This window comes from Shinella agrisoli (assembly GCF_046557955.1).
Classification (GTDB): Bacteria; Pseudomonadota; Alphaproteobacteria; order Rhizobiales; family Rhizobiaceae; genus Shinella.
In genome coordinates this window covers 1-17,209 of record NZ_JBJIEP010000033.1, presented here as the reverse complement: position 1 = coordinate 17,209, position 17,209 = coordinate 1, and the positions used below count along the sequence as shown (strand labels likewise).

17 protein-coding genes are annotated in these 17,209 nt (G+C 69.5%); 9 read left to right on the top strand and 8 right to left on the bottom strand.

What is annotated here, in order from left to right; translation table 11 throughout:
• Positions 1–32: 32 nt before the first annotated feature.
• Complete coding sequence (locus tag ACIIOY_RS24400; protein ID WP_411037279.1) at positions 33–428, top strand: VOC family protein; 396 nt, start codon at positions 33–35, stop codon at positions 426–428.
• 154 nt (positions 429–582) lie between these two features.
• Here the strand turns inward: ACIIOY_RS24400 and ACIIOY_RS24395 are convergent, their stop codons facing one another.
• Positions 583–783 (bottom strand): hypothetical protein, encoded by a 201-nt coding sequence (locus ACIIOY_RS24395; RefSeq protein WP_411037278.1) that lies wholly within the window; start codon positions 781–783, stop codon positions 583–585.
• Between the two features lie 103 nt (positions 784–886).
• Here ACIIOY_RS24395 and ACIIOY_RS24390 point away from each other — a divergent pair, with 103 nt between their 5' ends.
• Positions 887–1,828, top strand: coding sequence for a LysR substrate-binding domain-containing protein (locus ACIIOY_RS24390; protein WP_411037277.1), 942 nt, complete (start codon positions 887–889; stop codon positions 1,826–1,828).
• Here the strand turns inward: ACIIOY_RS24390 and ACIIOY_RS24385 are convergent.
• Positions 1,788–2,447, bottom strand: coding sequence for a glutathione S-transferase family protein (locus ACIIOY_RS24385; RefSeq protein WP_411037276.1), 660 nt, complete (start codon positions 2,445–2,447; stop codon positions 1,788–1,790). The genes ACIIOY_RS24390 and ACIIOY_RS24385 overlap by 41 nt on opposite strands.
• Before the next feature lie 249 nt (positions 2,448–2,696).
• Between ACIIOY_RS24385 and ACIIOY_RS24380 the strand changes: the two genes are divergently transcribed.
• Together ACIIOY_RS24380 and ACIIOY_RS24375 are read left to right on the top strand one after the other, a co-directional pair.
• Positions 2,697–3,080, top strand: a complete 384-nt coding sequence (locus ACIIOY_RS24380) for a hypothetical protein (protein WP_411037275.1) — start codon at positions 2,697–2,699, stop codon at positions 3,078–3,080.
• Positions 3,081–3,225: 145 nt separating this feature from the next.
• On the top strand, positions 3,226–3,699 hold the full coding sequence (locus ACIIOY_RS24375; protein WP_411037274.1) for a copper chaperone PCu(A)C: 474 nt from the start codon (positions 3,226–3,228) through the stop codon (positions 3,697–3,699).
• A 28-nt stretch (positions 3,700–3,727) separates the two neighbouring features.
• On the opposite strand, the gene ACIIOY_RS24370 is transcribed toward ACIIOY_RS24375, so the two are convergent.
• The 3 genes from ACIIOY_RS24370 to ACIIOY_RS24360 form a co-directional block, all read right to left on the bottom strand.
• Positions 3,728–4,138 carry a type II toxin-antitoxin system VapC family toxin gene (locus ACIIOY_RS24370; RefSeq protein WP_411037273.1) on the bottom strand — a complete coding sequence of 137 codons (411 nt, stop codon included), beginning with the start codon at positions 4,136–4,138 and terminating at the stop codon, positions 3,728–3,730.
• The gene (locus ACIIOY_RS24365; protein WP_411037272.1) at positions 4,138–4,392 is read right to left on the bottom strand and encodes a type II toxin-antitoxin system Phd/YefM family antitoxin; all 255 of its coding nucleotides are present in this window, start codon (positions 4,390–4,392) and stop codon (positions 4,138–4,140) included. The genes ACIIOY_RS24370 and ACIIOY_RS24365 overlap by 1 nt, the downstream gene beginning before the upstream one ends.
• A 166-nt stretch (positions 4,393–4,558) precedes the next feature.
• The gene (locus tag ACIIOY_RS24360; RefSeq protein WP_411037271.1) at positions 4,559–5,929 is read right to left on the bottom strand and encodes a TIGR03808 family TAT-translocated repetitive protein; all 1,371 of its coding nucleotides are present in this window, start codon (positions 5,927–5,929) and stop codon (positions 4,559–4,561) included.
• 236 nt (positions 5,930–6,165) lie between these two features.
• Here ACIIOY_RS24360 and ACIIOY_RS24355 point away from each other — a divergent pair, with 236 nt between their 5' ends.
• The 4 genes from ACIIOY_RS24355 to ACIIOY_RS24340 all read left to right on the top strand — a co-directional run bounded on the left by ACIIOY_RS24355 (position 6,166) and on the right by ACIIOY_RS24340 (position 11,855).
• On the top strand, positions 6,166–8,466 hold the full coding sequence (locus tag ACIIOY_RS24355) for an EAL domain-containing protein (RefSeq protein WP_411037270.1): 2,301 nt from the start codon (positions 6,166–6,168) through the stop codon (positions 8,464–8,466).
• 58 nt (positions 8,467–8,524) lie between these two features.
• Positions 8,525–8,971: a MarR family winged helix-turn-helix transcriptional regulator gene (locus tag ACIIOY_RS24350; RefSeq protein WP_411037269.1), complete on the top strand. Its 447-nt coding sequence runs from the start codon at positions 8,525–8,527 to the stop codon at positions 8,969–8,971.
• A gap of 66 nt (positions 8,972–9,037) precedes the next feature.
• Positions 9,038–10,048 carry a ligase-associated DNA damage response exonuclease gene (locus ACIIOY_RS24345; protein WP_411037268.1) on the top strand — a complete coding sequence of 337 codons (1,011 nt, stop codon included), beginning with the start codon at positions 9,038–9,040 and terminating at the stop codon, positions 10,046–10,048.
• Positions 10,049–10,226: 178 nt separating this feature from the next.
• Positions 10,227–11,855 (top strand): cisplatin damage response ATP-dependent DNA ligase, encoded by a 1,629-nt coding sequence (locus ACIIOY_RS24340; protein ID WP_411037267.1) that lies wholly within the window; start codon positions 10,227–10,229, stop codon positions 11,853–11,855.
• Here the strand turns inward: ACIIOY_RS24340 and ACIIOY_RS24335 are convergent.
• The 3 genes from ACIIOY_RS24335 to ACIIOY_RS24325 all read right to left on the bottom strand — a co-directional run bounded on the left by ACIIOY_RS24335 (position 11,848) and on the right by ACIIOY_RS24325 (position 15,981).
• The gene (locus tag ACIIOY_RS24335) at positions 11,848–12,138 is read right to left on the bottom strand and encodes a hypothetical protein (protein WP_411037266.1); all 291 of its coding nucleotides are present in this window, start codon (positions 12,136–12,138) and stop codon (positions 11,848–11,850) included. The genes ACIIOY_RS24340 and ACIIOY_RS24335 overlap by 8 nt on opposite strands.
• Positions 12,139–12,227: 89 nt before the next feature.
• Entirely contained in the window at positions 12,228–14,360 is a 2,133-nt protein-coding gene (gene scpA, locus ACIIOY_RS24330; protein ID WP_411037265.1) for a methylmalonyl-CoA mutase, read from the bottom strand.
• Between the two features lie 223 nt (positions 14,361–14,583).
• Positions 14,584–15,981 carry a methylmalonyl-CoA mutase family protein gene (locus ACIIOY_RS24325; protein ID WP_411037264.1) on the bottom strand — a complete coding sequence of 466 codons (1,398 nt, stop codon included), beginning with the start codon at positions 15,979–15,981 and terminating at the stop codon, positions 14,584–14,586.
• A 237-nt stretch (positions 15,982–16,218) separates the two neighbouring features.
• On the opposite strand from ACIIOY_RS24325, the gene ACIIOY_RS24320 reads away from it, so the two are divergent.
• On the top strand, positions 16,219–16,995 hold the full coding sequence (locus ACIIOY_RS24320) for a L,D-transpeptidase (protein WP_411037263.1): 777 nt from the start codon (positions 16,219–16,221) through the stop codon (positions 16,993–16,995).
• Positions 16,996–17,209: the final 214 nt, after the last annotated feature.

Here is a 17,209-nt window from a genome sequence, read left to right as displayed (position 1 = left end):
CGCGCCGCCAACGAGAGACCAGGAGGATTTCCATGCGCATGATCTTCGTCAACCTGCCCGTCAAGGACCTGCCGGCCACCCGCCGCTTCTTCGATGCGCTGGGATTCACCTTCAACGAAGCGTTCAGCGACGACACCGCCGCCTGCATGGTCGTGGAGGAGAACATCTTCGTCATGCACCTGACGGAGGCGAAGTTCGCCGCGTTCGTCACGGGCGAGGTGGGCGATCCGGAAAAGGCGACGCAGGTGCTGACCTGCCTCTCCGCGACGAGCCGCCAGGAGGTCGACGACTTCAAGGCCAGGGCGCTCGCCGCCGGCGGGCGCGAATGGAAGCCGAACATCGAGTTCGGCCCCATGTACGGCTGCTCCTTCCAGGACGTCAACGGCCATGTCTGGGAGGTCATGCACATGGACCAGTCGGGCGGCTGACCGCCCCCGCGCGACGTGCCCGTCCCGACACCCGGAAGATGCTGCGAGAGGCGCTGGAGCCGCGCCAGGAGCGGGCCGTTCTCGTCGTCCGTCATCGGCAGGCCTCCCCCGCCAGCCTACACCGGGGAGCGCAGGACTTTAAGGGAGGATCGGATCAGGCCGGGCGGCGGTGCGGGCGGACGTCGTCCGTCAGGTCGCGCGTGCGGAAGAGCCCGAAGGGCAGGTCGCCGAGCGCGCGGGAATCCATCGCCTCTATATCGGGGTGGGACAGCGGATCGCGTATCCAGACGGGCGTCTCCGCAGCGTCGGCCCCGGTCCCGAGCGTCTCCGCCATCCTGGAGAAAATCTTGAACATTGCCTTCTCCTTGCGGTTCGTTACCATGGGCGATGCCTGATAATCGCGCCGTGGGGCGAAACCCGCAATCGAGTAGTTCAGGACGAGGGTATAGAAAACCTATATGAGGAACCTCAACCGCGTGCATCTCAACGGCCTTCGCGCGCTGGAGGCGGTGGGGCGGCTCGGCTCGCTCCAGGCGGCGGCCGACGAGCTCGGCGTCACGGCGGGCGCGGTCAGCCAGCAGGTCATCAAGGCGGAGGAGCAGCTCGGCCGGGCGATCTTCGAGCGCACGCCCCGCGGCCTCACGCAGACGGCCTTCGGCGCGCCCTTCCTCGCCCGCCTTTCCGCTGCCTTCCGCCAGCTCTCCGAGACGGTCGCCACCGCCCGGCGCCGCGACGATGCGATCCTGACGATCTCCGTCGCGCCGATCTTCGCCTCCCGCTGGCTCATCCACCGCATCGACCGCTTCAGCGCCGCCCACCCGGACATCAGCTTGCGCATCGAGGCGACGACGACGCTGGTGGACCTCGCGCGTTCGGACGTGGACCTCTGCATCCGCGTCGGTCCGGGCGGCTGGCCGGATGTCAAGGCGGAGTTCCTCATGCCGCAGGTCATGTTCCCGGTCTGCGCGCCGGCGCTCGCGAAGAGGATCGCGACGCCCGCGGACCTTGCCGACCAGCCGGCGGTCGTCGACGGCAACGACGCCTTCACCTGGGAGCGCTGGCTGAAGGCGGCGGGCCTCGACGTGCCGGCGCCGAAGGCGCGCCACGTCTTTTCCGACGCCTCGCTGTGCCTGGATGCGGCGCTGGCGGGGCAGGGGGTGCTGCTCGCCTGGCCGATCCTCGCCTCCTGGGCCTTGAAGGAGGGGCGGCTCGTCGCGCCGTTCCCCATCCGGGTGGAAACCGGCATGGGCTATTATTTCGTGACGGCGCCCGGCGCGCCGGAGCCGCGCAAGGTCTCGCTCTTCAAGGGCTGGCTGCGGGCGGCGATCGCCGCGGAGGAGGACGGCTTTGCCGGCGCGGTCATTCCGGCTCTGAAAGACGCTTCTCCATCATCGCCTTGAACGCCGGCCGCGCCTGGCAGGCTTGGAGCCAGGCCTTGACGTTCGGCGCGTCGTCGAAGAGCTGCGGCTGGCCCGTCGCGTAGCGGAAGACCTCCGCGAGGTTGAGGTCGGCGACGGTGAAGCGGTCGGCGACGACGTGGCCGGTCGCCGCAAGATGCCGGTCGAGCCGCCGGAAGCATTTCTTGAGCGCCCTGGCGGCGGCGCGGATGGCAAGGCGTCCCTGTTCGCTTCCGGCAGCCTTCTCGTCGCGCGCCAGGATGATCTTCACGGCGTGCGGCTCCACCTCCGTCGCCGCCCACATCGTCCATTGCAGCATCTCCGCCTCCTCCGTCAGCGTCCGGCCGGCGAGGGGGCCGCCGTGCTTGCGGGCGAGGTAGAGGTTGATCGCCAGCGATTCCGTCATCACGAAGCCGCCGTCGTCGATGCAGGGGATGAGGCCCGTCGGGTTCACCGCGAGGAAATCCGGCGACTGCGTGTTGAGCGGGGCGTCCGCCGCCAGCGGGTCGTCGAGGCGGCGCGCCTGGATGACCGGGACCGGGACGAACGGCAGGCCGAGCTCGCCGGCGAGCCAGTATGTGCGCGAGGCGCGGGAGCGGTAGACGCCGTAGATGGTGAGCATGGGTCCTCCTGGCATGGCAGGCTTCTTGCGGCTTGCGCGGGAACAAACAGCCGGGGCATTCTTGCGGCTAGAAGGCAAGCCGAGCCGCACGAGCCTCGCCCCCATCATAGGCGGCGGCTCGGTCCGGCGGTAGGGCATGCGCCTGATCGATCCATGAATTGTCGTGATGGCGGGCCGGCTTTGCCGCATTGACCTCGCGCCGGCATGGGACTAAGGGCGATGTATCCGCGGCTGCGGACGGGGACGACGATGACACGACGCATGACACGCTGGGCCGCATGCCTGCGCATTCTCTGCGCGCTCGCCCTCTTGTCCGTCGGCTTCGCGCACCGCCCGGCCTCGGCCGCGCAGCCGGGCATTCTCGAATTCGCCGCCCATGTGCTGCCGGACGGCACCATGCCGGACCTTTGCATCGGCGACAGGGTCGACGGCAGGGTCAAGCATGCGGGGCCGCTGAAATGCGAGGCCTGCCGCATCGGCAACGCCATGCTGGTGCCTGAGCCGTCCGATCTTGTCGGCGTCGCGCTCGCCTTCAGCCGCGTGGCGGCGCTGCCTTACGTCGGCGAGGCGCGGCCTTCAAGACGCGAGCGCCCCGGCGCCCCGCCCCGCGCGCCCCCCGTCCTCTCCGTCTGACCTCCTGCCCGCGCGCCGGTGTGCCGCCGCGCATTCCCTCGCCGGGGCGGCCGCGCAAGGCGTCGCCGCAGGCGCAATCCCGTCATCGCCGGCGCCGCCGCTGCGGCGCCGCTTCTCCCGATCCGAAAGCCGAAAGGACATTTCCATGCAACGCATCCTCGCAACCCTCCTCGCGCTGGCGCTCTCTGCCCCGGCCGCCTTCGCCCACGATTTCACGCTCGGCAGCCTCGAGATCCGTCATCCGGCCTCCAGGGCGACGCTGCCCGGCCAGCCGGTCGGCGGCGGCTTTATGACCATCACCAACAAGGGCGCCGAGCCCGACCGCCTCGTCTCCGTCGCCGCGCCGGACGTTTCCGACGACGTGCAGCTGCACGAGATGGCCGTCGAGAACGACGTGATGAAGATGCGCCAGCTGCCGGACGGCATCGATATCCCGGCCGGCGCCACCGTCGAGCTGAAGTCCGGCGGACTGCACGTCATGTTCATGAAGATCAAGCGTCCCTTCAAGGAGGGCGAAACGTTCAAGGCGACGCTGACCTTCGAGAAGGCCGGCACCGTCGACGTGGACTTCGACGTCGAGGCGGCAAAGCCCGGCGCCAAGCACGGCCACGGCGGCTGAGGCCGTCGGAGCGCAGGATGTTCCGGGCTCAGGCGCCCGGAATATCCCACGGATCGAGGCAGGCGGCGCCGGTATCGGCGAAGTCGGCGATGTTCCGCGTCACCACGATCAGGTCGTGCACGATGGCGGTGGCGGCGATCAGCCCGTCCGCCCCGCCGCGGGGGCGCTGCGCGGAAAGGCGGCCCCATTCGACGGCGATCCGGTCGGTGATCGGCAGGATGCGCGCCGCGTGGTCCTGCCGGAGGCGCGTGAGCCATGCGGCAAGGTGCGCGGCCGCCTGCGGATCGGACCGCTCCTTCAAGGCGATGCCGCGCATGATCTCGCCGAGCGTGACGACGCTGAGATAGAGACGGTTCGGGTCCGCCGACCGCATCCAGTCGAGCGCGGCGGGCGTGCCGCGGCGGGCTTCGGAAAGCACGTTCGTGTCGAGCAGGTACATCAGAGCGCGCCGTCCCGGTGCCGCCAGGCCGGCCTTTCGCCGATCGCCTCGGCCAGTGCGTCATCCCAGGCGGGGCCGGCGAGGAGATCGTCGACGAAGCTCGGCCTGTCCGCCTTCAGCGCGTCGTAGTCCTCGATCGAAAGGACCACGGCCGTCCGTTCGCCGCGCAGCGTCACGACCTGCGGGCCTTCCGTGCGCGCCTTTTGCACGACCTTCGAGAACTGGTTCTTCGCATCCTGCAACTGCCATTCCATGGGAGGCTCCTGGCTAGACTGTCTAGCTAGAATAGGCGTGGCGGGAGGCTTGCACAAGTTTGCCCGCAAGAAAAGCGGATGAGGGGGCGATGCGGAAGGTGCCCCCTCATCCACCATGGCGCCTCTCCGTTCGGGCAGGAAGGGGAGGCGCATGCCGGGGACGGGCTCAGCCCGTCCGGTTCCGTTCGATCGTCAGGTGCGCGTAGGCCGCGTCCTCGTTCGCAAGGTCGCCCGTCGTGCGCTCGTTCCAGCGGTAGCCGGCGATGGCGGCGTCCGGGGTTTCCTCGAAGACGTTGCCGGAGATGAGGGCCGAGCCCGCGTTCTCCACCACGGTCACGGCGCAGCCGACCGGGCTTTTGCGCACCAGGTTGCCGCTGACGACGAGGCCGCGCATATAGGGCCCCCAGCCGAGCATGAGGCCCCATTTCGGCGCGTTCTCCACCGTGTTGCCGGAGACGACCGTGTCGGCCTCCGCCGCGATGCCGAAGCCGAAGCCCGCCCCCTCGTGCACGTAGGGGCCGTCGAGCCGGAGGTTGCGCACCACGTTGCCGGTGACGGTGGCGAGCCGCCCGCCCTCGTTGAAGTTGACGATGAGGATGCCGTTGGCCGCCCCGTCGATCAGGTTGCCGTTGACGATCGCGCCGGTGAAGCCGAACTCGGAATAGATCGCCGTCTCGCCGCTGTCGAGGCAGGTGTTGCCGGCGATCTGCACGTTCGAGCCGGCATTGGCGCGGATGGCCGAGAAGGCGCAGCCCGAGACGTGGTTGGCCGAGATCATCACGCCGTCCGCGCGGAAGACGTTGATGCCGTTGCCGTACTGGCCGGTGCCCCCGCGGGTGGCAAAGATGCGGGCGATGCGGTTGCCGGAGACGATCGTGCCGTCGCGGCCGCTCTGCCAACGGTGGATGAGGATGCCGCCGTTGCCGCAGTCGAAGACGTGGTTGCCGGTGACGGAGAGGTCGTGGCTCTCGACCGCGTGGAGCGCGTATTCGGCCGCGCCCGAAAGCCGGTTGCGCTCGATGCGCCCGCCCGAGCGCTCCAGGCTGACGGCCGTCTTCGACGAGCCCTGGATCTCGCAGTTCTCGATGGTGACGTTCGCGACGCCGCTGAGGTGCACGAGGCCCTGCACCGTATCGTCCAGCCAGCGGTTCGCGCCGTCGATGACGAGATTGGCAAGCTCGATCCGGCTCGCGTCGTCGGCGGCGAAGAGATGGCCGCCGCCACCGTAGACGATGCGGGTCGCGCCCGGCACGCCGGTGAGCCGCGTGTTGTCCGGCAGCGTGACGTTGGAGATCGCATAGTCGCCGGGCGGCAGGAAGACGGGCATGTTCCTGGCGGCCGCGTCCTTCAGCAGCTTGGCGAAGGCCTTGCTCTTGCGGTCGTCCGCGCCGGGGCGGATGCCGTGCGCCGCCGCGTCGATGCTGCCCCTGAGGTCGACGTCGACCACCGGCAGGCGCGGCGCCTTACCGGCCGCGCCGGTGGCGATGCCTGCCGCGCCGAGGCCGAGGCCCGAAAGAAACAACCGTCTGGTAACCATGCAAAGCTCCTTGCCGCTCGGGGAGCAGGAAACGTGCCAGCCGCTCCTGTGCCGGAACGGAACAATCCGGGCATTGCCCGCTGGGGTTGTCGCCCGATCGCGGCATGTGCCGGATCGGCGGCATTTCTCCGGTTTCCTTTAGGGTTGGATAACGACTTCAGGTGTACGTTCGGCTGTTCCGGGAAGAGGAGGCGGCCGGTCGTGTCCTTCCTTGCGTTTGGGATGTGCAGGGATCCATGTCGACGAAACTGTCCCACCTTGGCAACGACGACGCCGATGCGACGGCGCGCCTGATCTCCGCCAGCCGGCGCCTCATCGACGAGGCGGCCCGGCTCTTCCCGCTGGCCGCGGCCCAGAACGACCGCACGATCTGGCTCGAAGCCATGATCGACGAGGTGCCGGACTACCTCTACTTCAAGGACAGGAACAGCCGCTTCGTCGTCGCCAACCGCGCCATCGTCAACGACAACCGGCGCGAGGGGCTCGACAGTCTCGAAGGCTTTTCCGACTTCGACATCCACCCCGAGCACGTCGCGCGCGGCTTCTTCGAGACCGAGCAGGAGATCATCCGCACCGGCCGGGCCATGCTCGACATGGAAGAGCTGATCCGCGATTCCCGGGGCAACCTCAAATGGCTGCTGACGTCCAAGCTGCCGGTGCGCGACGGCGCGGGCGAGGTGATCGGCATCGTCGGCATCGCCCGCGACATCACGGAGCGCAAGCGCGCCGAGAGCCTGCACCTCGGCCAGGCGCATCTGTTGAAGATGATCGCGCTCGGCGCGCCGCTGGTCGAGGTCTTCTCCTCCCTCATCCTGCTCATCGAGGCGCATGTGCCGGACGTCACCGGCTCGGTGCTGATGCTTGCGGCCGACGGCAGGACGATCCTCCACGGCGCCGCGCCCAATCTCGACCCGGACTATTGCAGGCTGATCGACGGTCTCGTCATCGGCCCCAAGGTCGGCTCCTGCGGCACGGCGATGTGGCGCGGCGAGCCGGTCATCGTGTCGGATATCGAGACCGACCCGCTCTGGGAGGATGCCAGGGCGCTGATCGCGCCCTACGGCTTCCGCGCCTGCTGGTCCTCACCGATCCGCTCCTACCAGGGCAAGGTGCTCGGCTCCTTCGCGCTCTATTCCCGCACCCCCGGCGAGCCTTCGGCCGAATGCATCAAGCTCGTCGGCATGGCGACGCACATCGCCGGCATCGCCATCGAGCGCAAGGAGGCGGAAGACAGCATCCAGTTCATGGCGCACCACGACACGCTGACGGGCCTGCCGAACCGCAGCATGCTCGACGAGCGCGTCGCCTCCGCCATCGAGGCGGCGGACGAGGGCGGCGGCACCGTGACGCTCGCCTTCATCGACCTCGACAACTTCAAGCTGGTCAACGACAGCCTCGGCCACCACGCCGGCGACGCGCTCCTGAAGATCGTCGCCGCCCGCATGCTGCGCTGCCTGCGCGAGGGCGACAGCATCGTGCGCCTCGGCGGCGACGAGTTCGTCGTCATCGTCGGCGACGCGATGCGCTCGGGCGAGGCGGTGGAGGACCGGCTGCGCGCCGTGCGCGAGGCCGTCGCCGAGCCGGTGGAGATCGAGGGCCGCTCCTTCCAGGTCACCTGCTCCATGGGCGTCGCCGCCTATCCCGAGCACGGCCGCAACGCCACCGAGCTGCTCGCCCGCGCCGACGCCGCCATGTACCGCGCCAAGGAGATCGGCCGCGACGCCATGCAGGTCTTCACCGCCGAGCTCGCCAACCGCGCCCATGAGAAGCTGGAGCGGCAGGAGGAGTTGCGCCGCGCGCTCGCGCAGGGCGAGCTCTTCCTGCAGTACCAGCCGCAGCTGGACCTTGCGACCGGGCGCATCTTCGCCGTCGAGGCGCTGATCCGCTGGCGCCATCCCGAGCGCGGCCTCGTAGGCCCCGGCGATTTCATCCCGCTTGCCGAGGAAACCGGCCTGATCGGCCCCATCGGCGACTGGACCCTGCGCGCCGCCTGCCGGCAGAACAAGGCCTGGCAGGAGTCCGGCCTGCCGCCCGTCGTGGTCAGCGTCAACGTCTCCGCGCGCCAGTTCCAGGAAAAGGACTGGGTGGAGCGCGTCGCCGCGGCCCTTGCGGAAAGCGGCCTGGAAGCGCGCTACCTCGAGCTGGAGCTGACGGAGAGCATGATCATGCAGGACGTGCAGCAGGCGGTGGAGACCATGCACCGGCTGGAACGGCTCGGCGTGCACCTCGCCATCGACGATTTCGGCACGGGCTATTCCAGCCTCGCCTCGCTGAAGCGCTTTCCGGTCGGCCGGCTCAAGATCGACCGGTCTTTCGTGCAGGACCTGCCGGACGATGCCGACGACGCGGCCATCGCCCGCGCCGTCATCTCGCTTGCCCACACGCTGCAGCTGCGCGTCATCGCGGAAGGCGTGGAAACCCGCGAGCAGGTCGATTTCCTGCGCGAGGCCGGCTGCGACGAGATCCAGGGCTATTACCTCAGCCGTCCGATCGACGCCCGCGCCCTCCAGGCGATCCTGTGCATTCCCGACCTGTGACGATGTGCCCGGGCGCAAGGCTCTTGACATTGTTACGTTGATATCAACAGTGATGGGCATGACCGACGATGCGCTGATTCCCTACGAGGCGACGCTGTTCGTGCGCGACCATTGCCTGTGCCTGCATGCGCAGCGCGCGGCGCGGGCGCTCGCGCGCCGTTTCGACGATGCGCTTCGCCCGGTCGGGCTCACCAACGGCCAGTTCTCGCTGCTGATGGCGCTGAACCGCCCCGAGCCGCCGCCCATGGGGCCGGTCGCCGCCGTGCTCGCCATGGACCGCACGACGCTGACGGCGGCGTTGAAGCCGCTCGAGCGCCGCGGCCTCGTGCGCATCGAGCCCGACCCGCGCGACCGGCGCGGCCGCCTGCTGCGGCTGACGCAGGAGGGACGCCGCCTGCTGACCCGGGCCTTCCCCATCTGGCGGGAGACGCACGAGAAGGTCGACGCCCAGCTCTCCGCCGTCGACATCGCCGCCTTGCGCGCCGGCATGCTGGCGATCGCCTGAACGGCGCGGCACGCCGCGAACGGCTCCCCCCTGGCAGAGCGCGCGAAAGCCGCTATCTTTCCCGCCATGAAGCCCGACCAGCTCCTCCATCCGGCGCCCGCCGGCCTCTACTGCCCCGCAGGCGATTTCTACATCGATCCGGTCCGCCCCGTGGCGAGGGCGCTGGTCACCCACGGCCATTCCGACCATGCCCGCGCCGGCCACGGGGCGGTGCTGGCGACGCGCGAGACGCTGGACATCATGGGCATCCGCTATGGCGAGGGGTTCTGCGGCACCATGCAGGCGGCCGCCTTCGGCGAGCGCATCGACCTCGGCGGCGTCGCCGTCTCCTTCCATCCGGCCGGCCATGTGCTCGGCTCGGCCCAGATCGCCGTTGAGAAGGCGGGCCTCACCATCGTCGCTTCCGGCGACTACAAGCGCGGCGCCGACCCGACCTGCGCGCCCTACGAGCCGGTCCCCTGCGACGTCTTCATCACCGAGGCGACCTTCGGCCTGCCGGTCTTCCACCACCCGGAGCCGAAGGCCGAGATGGGCAAGCTGCTCACCTCGCTGAAGCAGTTCCCCGAGCGCAGCCACCTTCTCGGCGCCTATTCGCTCGGCAAGGCGCAGCGCGTCATCCGCCTGCTGCGCGATTGCGGCTACGATGCGCCGGTCTATATCCACGGCTCGCTGGCAAGGCTCTGCGACTACTATGTCGGCCGCGGCATCGACCTCGGCGACCTGCGCCCCGCCACGACGGAGAAGATGAGCCCGGCCGATTTCCGCGGCGCCGTCATCGTCGGTCCGCCATCCGCCTTCGCCGACCGCTGGGCGCGGCGCTTCAACGAACCCCTCGTCGCCTTCGCCTCCGGCTGGATGATGGTGCGCCAGCGGGCCAAGCAGGGCGGCGTCGAGCTGCCGCTCGTCATCTCCGACCATTGCGACTGGCCCGAGCTGACCGAGACCATCCGCGAGCTCGCCCCGCGCGAAGTGTGGGTGACGCACGGCCGCGAGGAGGCGCTGGTGCGCTGGTGCGAGCTCGCCGGCCTGCCGGCCCGCCCGCTGCATCTCGTCGGCTACGAGGACGAGGGGGATTGATGCGGCGGGACGTCCCCATTCCGCCGGCAGCGGCACTCTCCCTTCTCCCCCCTTGCGGGGGAGATGTCGTCGCAGATGACAGAGGAGGGTGGTCCGGCACCCGCATCGACACCGGCCCGGCAGGGCAGAGGGGGGTATCCCATCTGCGCCGCGGCCTCGCGAAAGGCCGGCTCCGCCCATGAGAGCTTTCGCGACCCTCCTCGACCGGCTCGTCCTCACTCCTTCGCGCAACGGCAAGCTGAAGCTGCTCGCCGACTATTTCCGCGACACGCCCGATCCCGACCGCGGCTACGGCCTTGCCGCCATCGCCGGCACGCTGGACCTGAAGAGCGTCAAGCCGGCGCTGCTGCGCGAATTGGTGCTGGAGCGCATGGACGAGGTGCTGTTCCGCTATTCCTACGACTATGTCGGCGACCTCGCCGAGACCATCGCGCTCGTCTGGGACCAGGAGCGCAAGGAGCGCGTGCCGGACGAGGGGCAGCCGCGGCTCGGCGCGGTCGTTTCCCGCATGAACGCGCTCGGCCGCACCGAGGTGCGCGGCGCCGTGCGCGACCTCCTCGACCGGCTCGATCCCTCCGCCCGCTTCGCCTTCCTGAAGCTCGCGACCGGGGGCCTGCGCATCGGCGTCTCCGCCCGCCTCGCCAAGCAGGCGCTCGCCGATTTCTCCGGCCGGGACGTCACCGAGATCGAGACCCTGTGGCACGGGCTCGCCCCGCCCTACGAGCCGCTCTTCGCCTGGCTGGAGGGCCGCGCGGAGCGCCCGGTTCTGGCGACGCCGGCGATCTTCCACTCGGTCATGCTCGCCAATCCGGTGGGCGAGGGGGACCTCGACGATCTCGACCCCGCCGATTTCGCCGCCGAGTGGAAATGGGACGGCATCCGCGTGCAGCTCTCCTCGTCCGGCACGACGCGTCGGCTCTATTCCCGCTCCGGCGACGACATCTCCGCCGCCTTCCCGGACGTGCTCGACGCCATCGGTTTCGAGGGTGTGGTCGACGGCGAGCTGCTCGTCGGCGGCACGGCGCGCATGAACAGCCCGACGCGCACCTTCTCCGACCTCCAGCAGCGCCTCAACCGCAAGACCGTGACGGCAAGGATGCTCGACGAATACCCCGCCTTCGTGCGCGCCTACGACGTGCTCTTCCATGGCGAGGTCGACGTCCGCCCCGCGCCGTTCCTGGAACGCCGCGCCCGCCTTGCCGACCTCATCGACAGGGCGCCGCACGACCGCTTCGACCTCTCGCCGCTCGTGCCTTTCGGCTCCTGGCAGGAGCTGGAGGAAATCCGCCGCGAGCCGCCCGACCCGGTGATCGAGGGCGTGATGATCAAGCGGCTCGACAGCCCCTACCAGGCCGGCCGCATGAAGGGGCCGTGGTTCAAGTGGAAGCGCGATCCTTACAATATCGACGCCGTGCTGATGTACGCCCAGCGCGGCCACGGCAAGCGGTCGAGCTACTATTCCGACTTCACCTTCGGCGTCTGGACGGAAGGGCCGGACGGCGACGTGCTGGTGCCGGTCGGAAAGGCATACTTCGGCTTCACGGACGCCGAGCTCGAAGTGCTCGACCGCTACGTGCGCAACAACACGACCGAGCGCTTCGGCCCGGTGCGGGCCGTGCGCGCCGAGCCCGGCTACGGCTTCGTGCTGGAGGTCGCCTTCGAGGGCATCAACCGCTCCACCCGCCACAAGTCGGGCGTCGCCATGCGCTTTCCCCGCATCGCCCGCCTCCGGCAGGACAAGCTGCCGGCCGACGCCGACCGGCTGGAGACGCTGATGGCGATGGTGGAGGCGAAGGAGGTCACCTGATCCGCGCGGCGCGCAGCCAGCGGACGAACCTCCAGAGGAAGACCGCCCCCGCGGCAGCAAGGGCCGCGACGGACACGGCCACCGCGGCGAGGAGCGTGCCGCCATGCCCGGTGAACGGGCTGTTGCACTGAAAGCCGCCGAATCCGAACGCGCAGTAGCGCCGGGAAATCATGCCCGAAACCGCAAGGGCGATCGCTGAAAGCGCGATCACGGCGATGCTTGCATAGGGGAACCGGCGGGATGTCATCGGGCCGACAATCCCGCGGCCGGGACCGATGGTCAAGCCGTCCCGCCTGCTAACAGCCCCAGCGCCGAGGTTCGGGTTCAGCGACGTGATCGACCGTGCCGCGCACGCCGGGAAGGTCGAGCGGCTTACGCCATCAGCCGGTCGATCAGCGCCGAGGCGGCATCGGCGATGACGGTTCCCGGCGGGAAGATCGCATCGGCCCCGGCCTCTTCCAGCGCGGGAAAATCCTGCGGCGGGATGACGCCGCCGACGGCGATCAGCATGTCGCGCGCCCCGCGCCGGACGAGCGCCGCCTTCAGCTCCGGCACCAGCGTCAGGTGCCCGGCAGCGAGCGAGGAGGCGCCGACGATGTGCGCGCCCTCGCGGATGGCGAGTTCCGCCACCTCCTCGGGCGTCTGGAACATGGCCCCGACGATGACGTTGAAGCCGAGGTCGGCGAAGGCGGTGGCGATGACCTTCTGGCCGCGGTCGTGCCCGTCCTGCCCCATCTTGGCGACGAGGATCGAGGGCTTCTCGCGCCTGAGCCTCTCGAAGGCGGCGACCTTGCCGACGGCGGTGTTGAAGGCGCGGTCGTTCGCGCCCATCTCCTTGCGGTAGACGCCGGAGATCGTGCGGATCTCCGCGACATGCCGGCCGAAGGCCTTTTCCAGCGCGGTGGCGATCTCGCCCACCGTCGCCCGCGCCCGCGCCGCCTTCACCGCGAATTCGAGCAGGTTGCCTTCGCCGCTCCTTGCCGCCTCCGTCAGCCTGTCGAGCGCGCTTTCGGCCGCCGCCGTGTCGCGCGTGCCCTTCAACTGCTGGAGCTTTGCGAGCTGGCGGGCGCGCACCTCGGAATTGTCGACCTTCAGCACGTCCACCTCGATGTCGCGCTCCGGCCTCGAGAAGTTGACGCCGACGACGGTCTGCTGGCCGCTATCGATGCGCGCCTGCGTTCGGGCGGCGGCCTCCTCGATCCTTAGCTTGGGGATGCCCTTCTCGATGGCCTTCGCCATGCCGCCGAGCGCCTCCACCTCCTCGATATGGGAGAGCGCGCGGGCGGCGAGGTCGTGCGTCAGCCGCTCGACATAGGCCGAGCCGCCCCAGGGGTCGATGATGCGCGTCGTGCCGCTTTCCTTCTGCAGGAGGATCTGCGTGTTGCGGGCGATGCGGGCGGAATGGTCGGTCGGCAGCGCCAGCGCCTCGTCGAAGGAATTGGTGTGCAGCGACTGCGTATGGCCCTGCGTCGCCGCCATCGCCTCCACCATGGTGCGCATGACGTTGTTCATCGGGTCCTGCGCCGTCAGCGACCAGCCGGAGGTCTGGCAATGGGTGCGCAAGGCGAGCGACCGGGCGTCCTTCGGGGAGAAGTTCTTCTTCATCAGCGCGGCCCAGATGAGGCGCGCGGCGCGCATCTTGGCGACCTCCATGAAGAAGTTCATGCCGATCGCCCAGAAGAAGGAAAGGCGCGGGGCGAAGGTGTCGATGTCGAGCCCGGCGGCCACCCCGGCCCGGGCATATTCGATGCCGTCGGCGATCGTGTAGGCGAGCTCCAGGTCCGCCGTCGCGCCGGCCTCCTGCATGTGGTAGCCGGAGATCGAGATGGAGTTGAACTTCGGCATCCTCCGGCTGGTATAGCTGAAGATGTCGGAGATGATCCGCATCGAGGGCTGCGGCGGGTAGATGTAGGTGTTGCGGACCATGAACTCCTTGAGGATGTCGTTCTGGATGGTCCCGGACAGTTTGTCCTCCGAGACGCCCTGTTCCTCCGCCGCCACGATGAAGAGCGCCATGATCGGCAGCACCGCGCCGTTCATGGTCATCGACACGCTCATCTCGTCGAGCGGGATGCCGTCGAAGAGCTGGCGCATGTCGAGGATGGAATCGATGGCGACGCCCGCCATGCCGACGTCGCCGGCAACGCGCGGATGGTCGCTGTCGTAGCCGCGGTGGGTGGCAAGGTCGAAGGCGACGGAAAGGCCCTTCTGTCCGGCCGCGAGGTTGCGGCGGTAGAAGGCGTTCGATTCCTCCGCCGTCGAGAAGCCGGCATATTGCCGGATCGTCCAGGGCTGCTGGACGTACATGGTCGGGTAGGGGCCGCGGATATAGGGCGCGGCGCCCGGCCAGGTGTCGAGGAAGGCAAGGCCGGCAAGGTCCGCCTCGCCGTAGGCCCCGCGCACCGGAATGCCCTCCGGCGTCAGCCAGGCGGCCTCGCCCGTCGCCGCGGCGGGCGCGGCGTCCCGCGACCAGGGGAGGGCGGAGAAGTCGGGGATGCGGCTCATGCGGCGGCTCCTGCGGTGGGCAGCGCGACAGGGCGGTGCGGGTGCGTGGATCCTCGGGCCGGGCCCGAGGATGACGATCGATAAGGTGTGCCATATTGCTCCGGAGGGGGCGGCAACGTTCTGCAACGCTTCCTTTTGCCGCCGAATGTTCCCGCACGCTCCGTCATCCTCGGGCTCGGCCCGAGGACCCATGCATCCGCACGGCGTCCGGCCACCGTCCCCATCACGCCGCCTCCACGCAATCGGCAAGCAGCGCCGGCCGCAGCCCGCCGCTCGCCTTCGCGTCCGCCAGCGGCGCCAGCACCGTCACCGGCCGCTCCTCCTTCAGCGCGAACAGCGTCGTGCCGACGATCGGCTTCGCCCGCCGCGCCGCGCGCGCCGCCTCGACCATGGCCTGCACCGCGCCCGAGGCGATGGCGGCCGACAGCCCGCCCTTCTTCTCGATGCCCGCGAAAATCTCCCAGGCCTTCTGCGCCAGCGCATCCGTCAGCGCCTCGATGCCGCCGGCGCCGGCGGCCGGGTCGGCGACATGGGCGAGGTTGCTCTCGGTGATCAGCACGACCTGCGTGTTGCGCGCGATGCGGCGGGCGAACGGGTCCGGCACGCCGAGGGCGAGCGTGTGCGGCAGCACGGTGATCTCGTCCGCCCCCGCCGTGCCGGCGGCAAAGACGGCGATGGTGTTGCGCAGGATGTTCGTTTCCGGATCGCGCCGGGTCAGCATGCGCCAGCTCGTCTCGGCGTGGATGTGCGCCGGCCTCGGGCGGGAGATGCCGCAGGCGGCCTGCATCTTCGCGTGGATCAGCCGCGCGGCGCGGAATTTCGCGGTGGTGAGGAACTGGTCCTGGTCGGCGCAAAGCGACAGCGAGGTCATGGCGAAGGCGTCTTCCGGCGCGATGCCCGCCGCATCGAGCAGCCGCAGGTTCTCCGAGAGCGCCGCCGCGACGACGGCGAGCTCCAGCGCCTCGCCCGCGCCGGCATTGTGCGCCAGCCGGCCGTCGGCATTGAGCACGGAGCCGGAGAGGTTGAAGCCCGCCAACGTCCCGGCGAGCGGGGCGAGGGCGTCGGCTTCGATGCGCGCGCCGGCGAGCGCGGCGGTGAAGGGATCGAGGCCGAAATGCACCGGCGCCTTGCGCGCGCCCGCTTCGTCGAGCGCGCGGGCGAGCGTGACCGCAAGCGCCCGGTCGGCAAAATCCGCTTCGAGGCGCAGCGAGAAGGGGGCCGCGGCGCGCGCGGCGGCCGTCTTGCGGAAGGCGGTCTCGGCGCCGGCCGCAAGGCCCGCACCGTGGGCGGCGGCGCTGCCCGAGAAGACGAGCGCGATGCCGGTCGCGCCGTTTTCGAGGTCGTCGGCCATCTGCGCGCGGGCGCGGGCGGGGTCGGCGTCGTCGCGGCGCTGGTTGACGGTCCAGGCGTCGCCGGCATGCGGCGTGGAGGCGTGGCCGTGGGCGAGGGGAAGGGGATCCTTCCGGCGGGTATGGATCGGCCGGATCTCCAGGCCGTCGTCGCTGTGCGAGACGAGCGTTTCCTCGAAATCCGCGCCCTTCAGCGCCTTCAGCGCCAGCGTCCGCCAGCTTGCCTCATCCACGGGGGCAAAGCCCGCGTCCTTCAAGATGCTCGCGTCCATCCCGTCGCGTTCTCCGTTTTCCGGCATTCATATCCATCCCGGATACCGCGTAAAGCGCCACTTTGGTAGAGTGACGCGCGGGCGACAGCCGGCGGGAAATTGCGGCGCGCAGGCCGGCTGACCGCCGCAATTGCCACAATTAGGGCAGGGTTGCGGACCTAATTGCCTTTCGTTAGGGAGTGATTCAGCCTCCTCATGCATCCTGCCTTTCCGTCAAACGGACATCGACCTGACCCCATGACAGACACCGCGCTTTCCCGCCGCCGCTTCCTCCAGTTCTCCGGGCTCGCCATGGCGACCGGCCTTGCCGGCTGCACCTCCTCCATGAGCACGGACCGTTTCCGCTACGAGACCCGGCCCTATTTCCGCAATCCCGCGCTGGAAGGGCGGCCGGAATATCTGGGCGGCCGAGGCCCGATAGGCCTCTACGGCCAGACGCCGCCTTCGGGCCTGCTGCCGGAATCCTCGCGCTACGCCGCGATCTACGGCCCGCTCTACGACGGCGGCTACCAGGTGCCGGCCGTGCCCTACCAGGAGATCGATCCGCGCTTCTACCGGCAGGAGGTCGAGAGCCCCTTCGCCGAGAGGCCGGGCACGATCATCGTCGACACGGGCAACCGCTTCCTCTACCTCATCCTGCCGAACGGCCGCGCCATGCGCTACGGCGTCGGCATCGGCCGCGACGGCTTCGCCTGGTCCGGGCGCGGCGTCATCCAGTGGAAGCAGGCCTGGCCGAAATGGACGCCGCCGGACGAGATGGTGCGCCGCCAGCCGGAGCTCGTCAAGTATTCCGCGGCCAACGGCGGCATGCCCGGCGGCCTCAACAACCCGCTCGGCGCGCGCGCGCTCTACATCTTCCAGAACGGCAAGGACACGCTCTACCGCCTGCACGGCTCGCCGGAATGGCGATCGATCGGCCGCGCCGTCTCCTCCGGCTGCGTGCGCCTGCTCAACCAGGACATCATCGACCTCTACGACCGCGTGAAGGGCAAGGCGCCGATCCTGGTGATCTGACGGGGGAGCGTGTGGCGGCCTCTTCTGCCCCTCCGGCCTTCCCTCGTCCCGGCGGTCTCTCTTTCGTCCGCCCACCTCTCCTCCGTCATCCTCGGGCTTGACCCGAGGATCCACACCACAACCGCCGTGCCTGCCGTATGGATCCTCGGGTCAAGCAACCGTGGAGTTATGGTTTGAAGGCTGGGTCTGTTCTTGCGATGGCGTTTAGGATCGT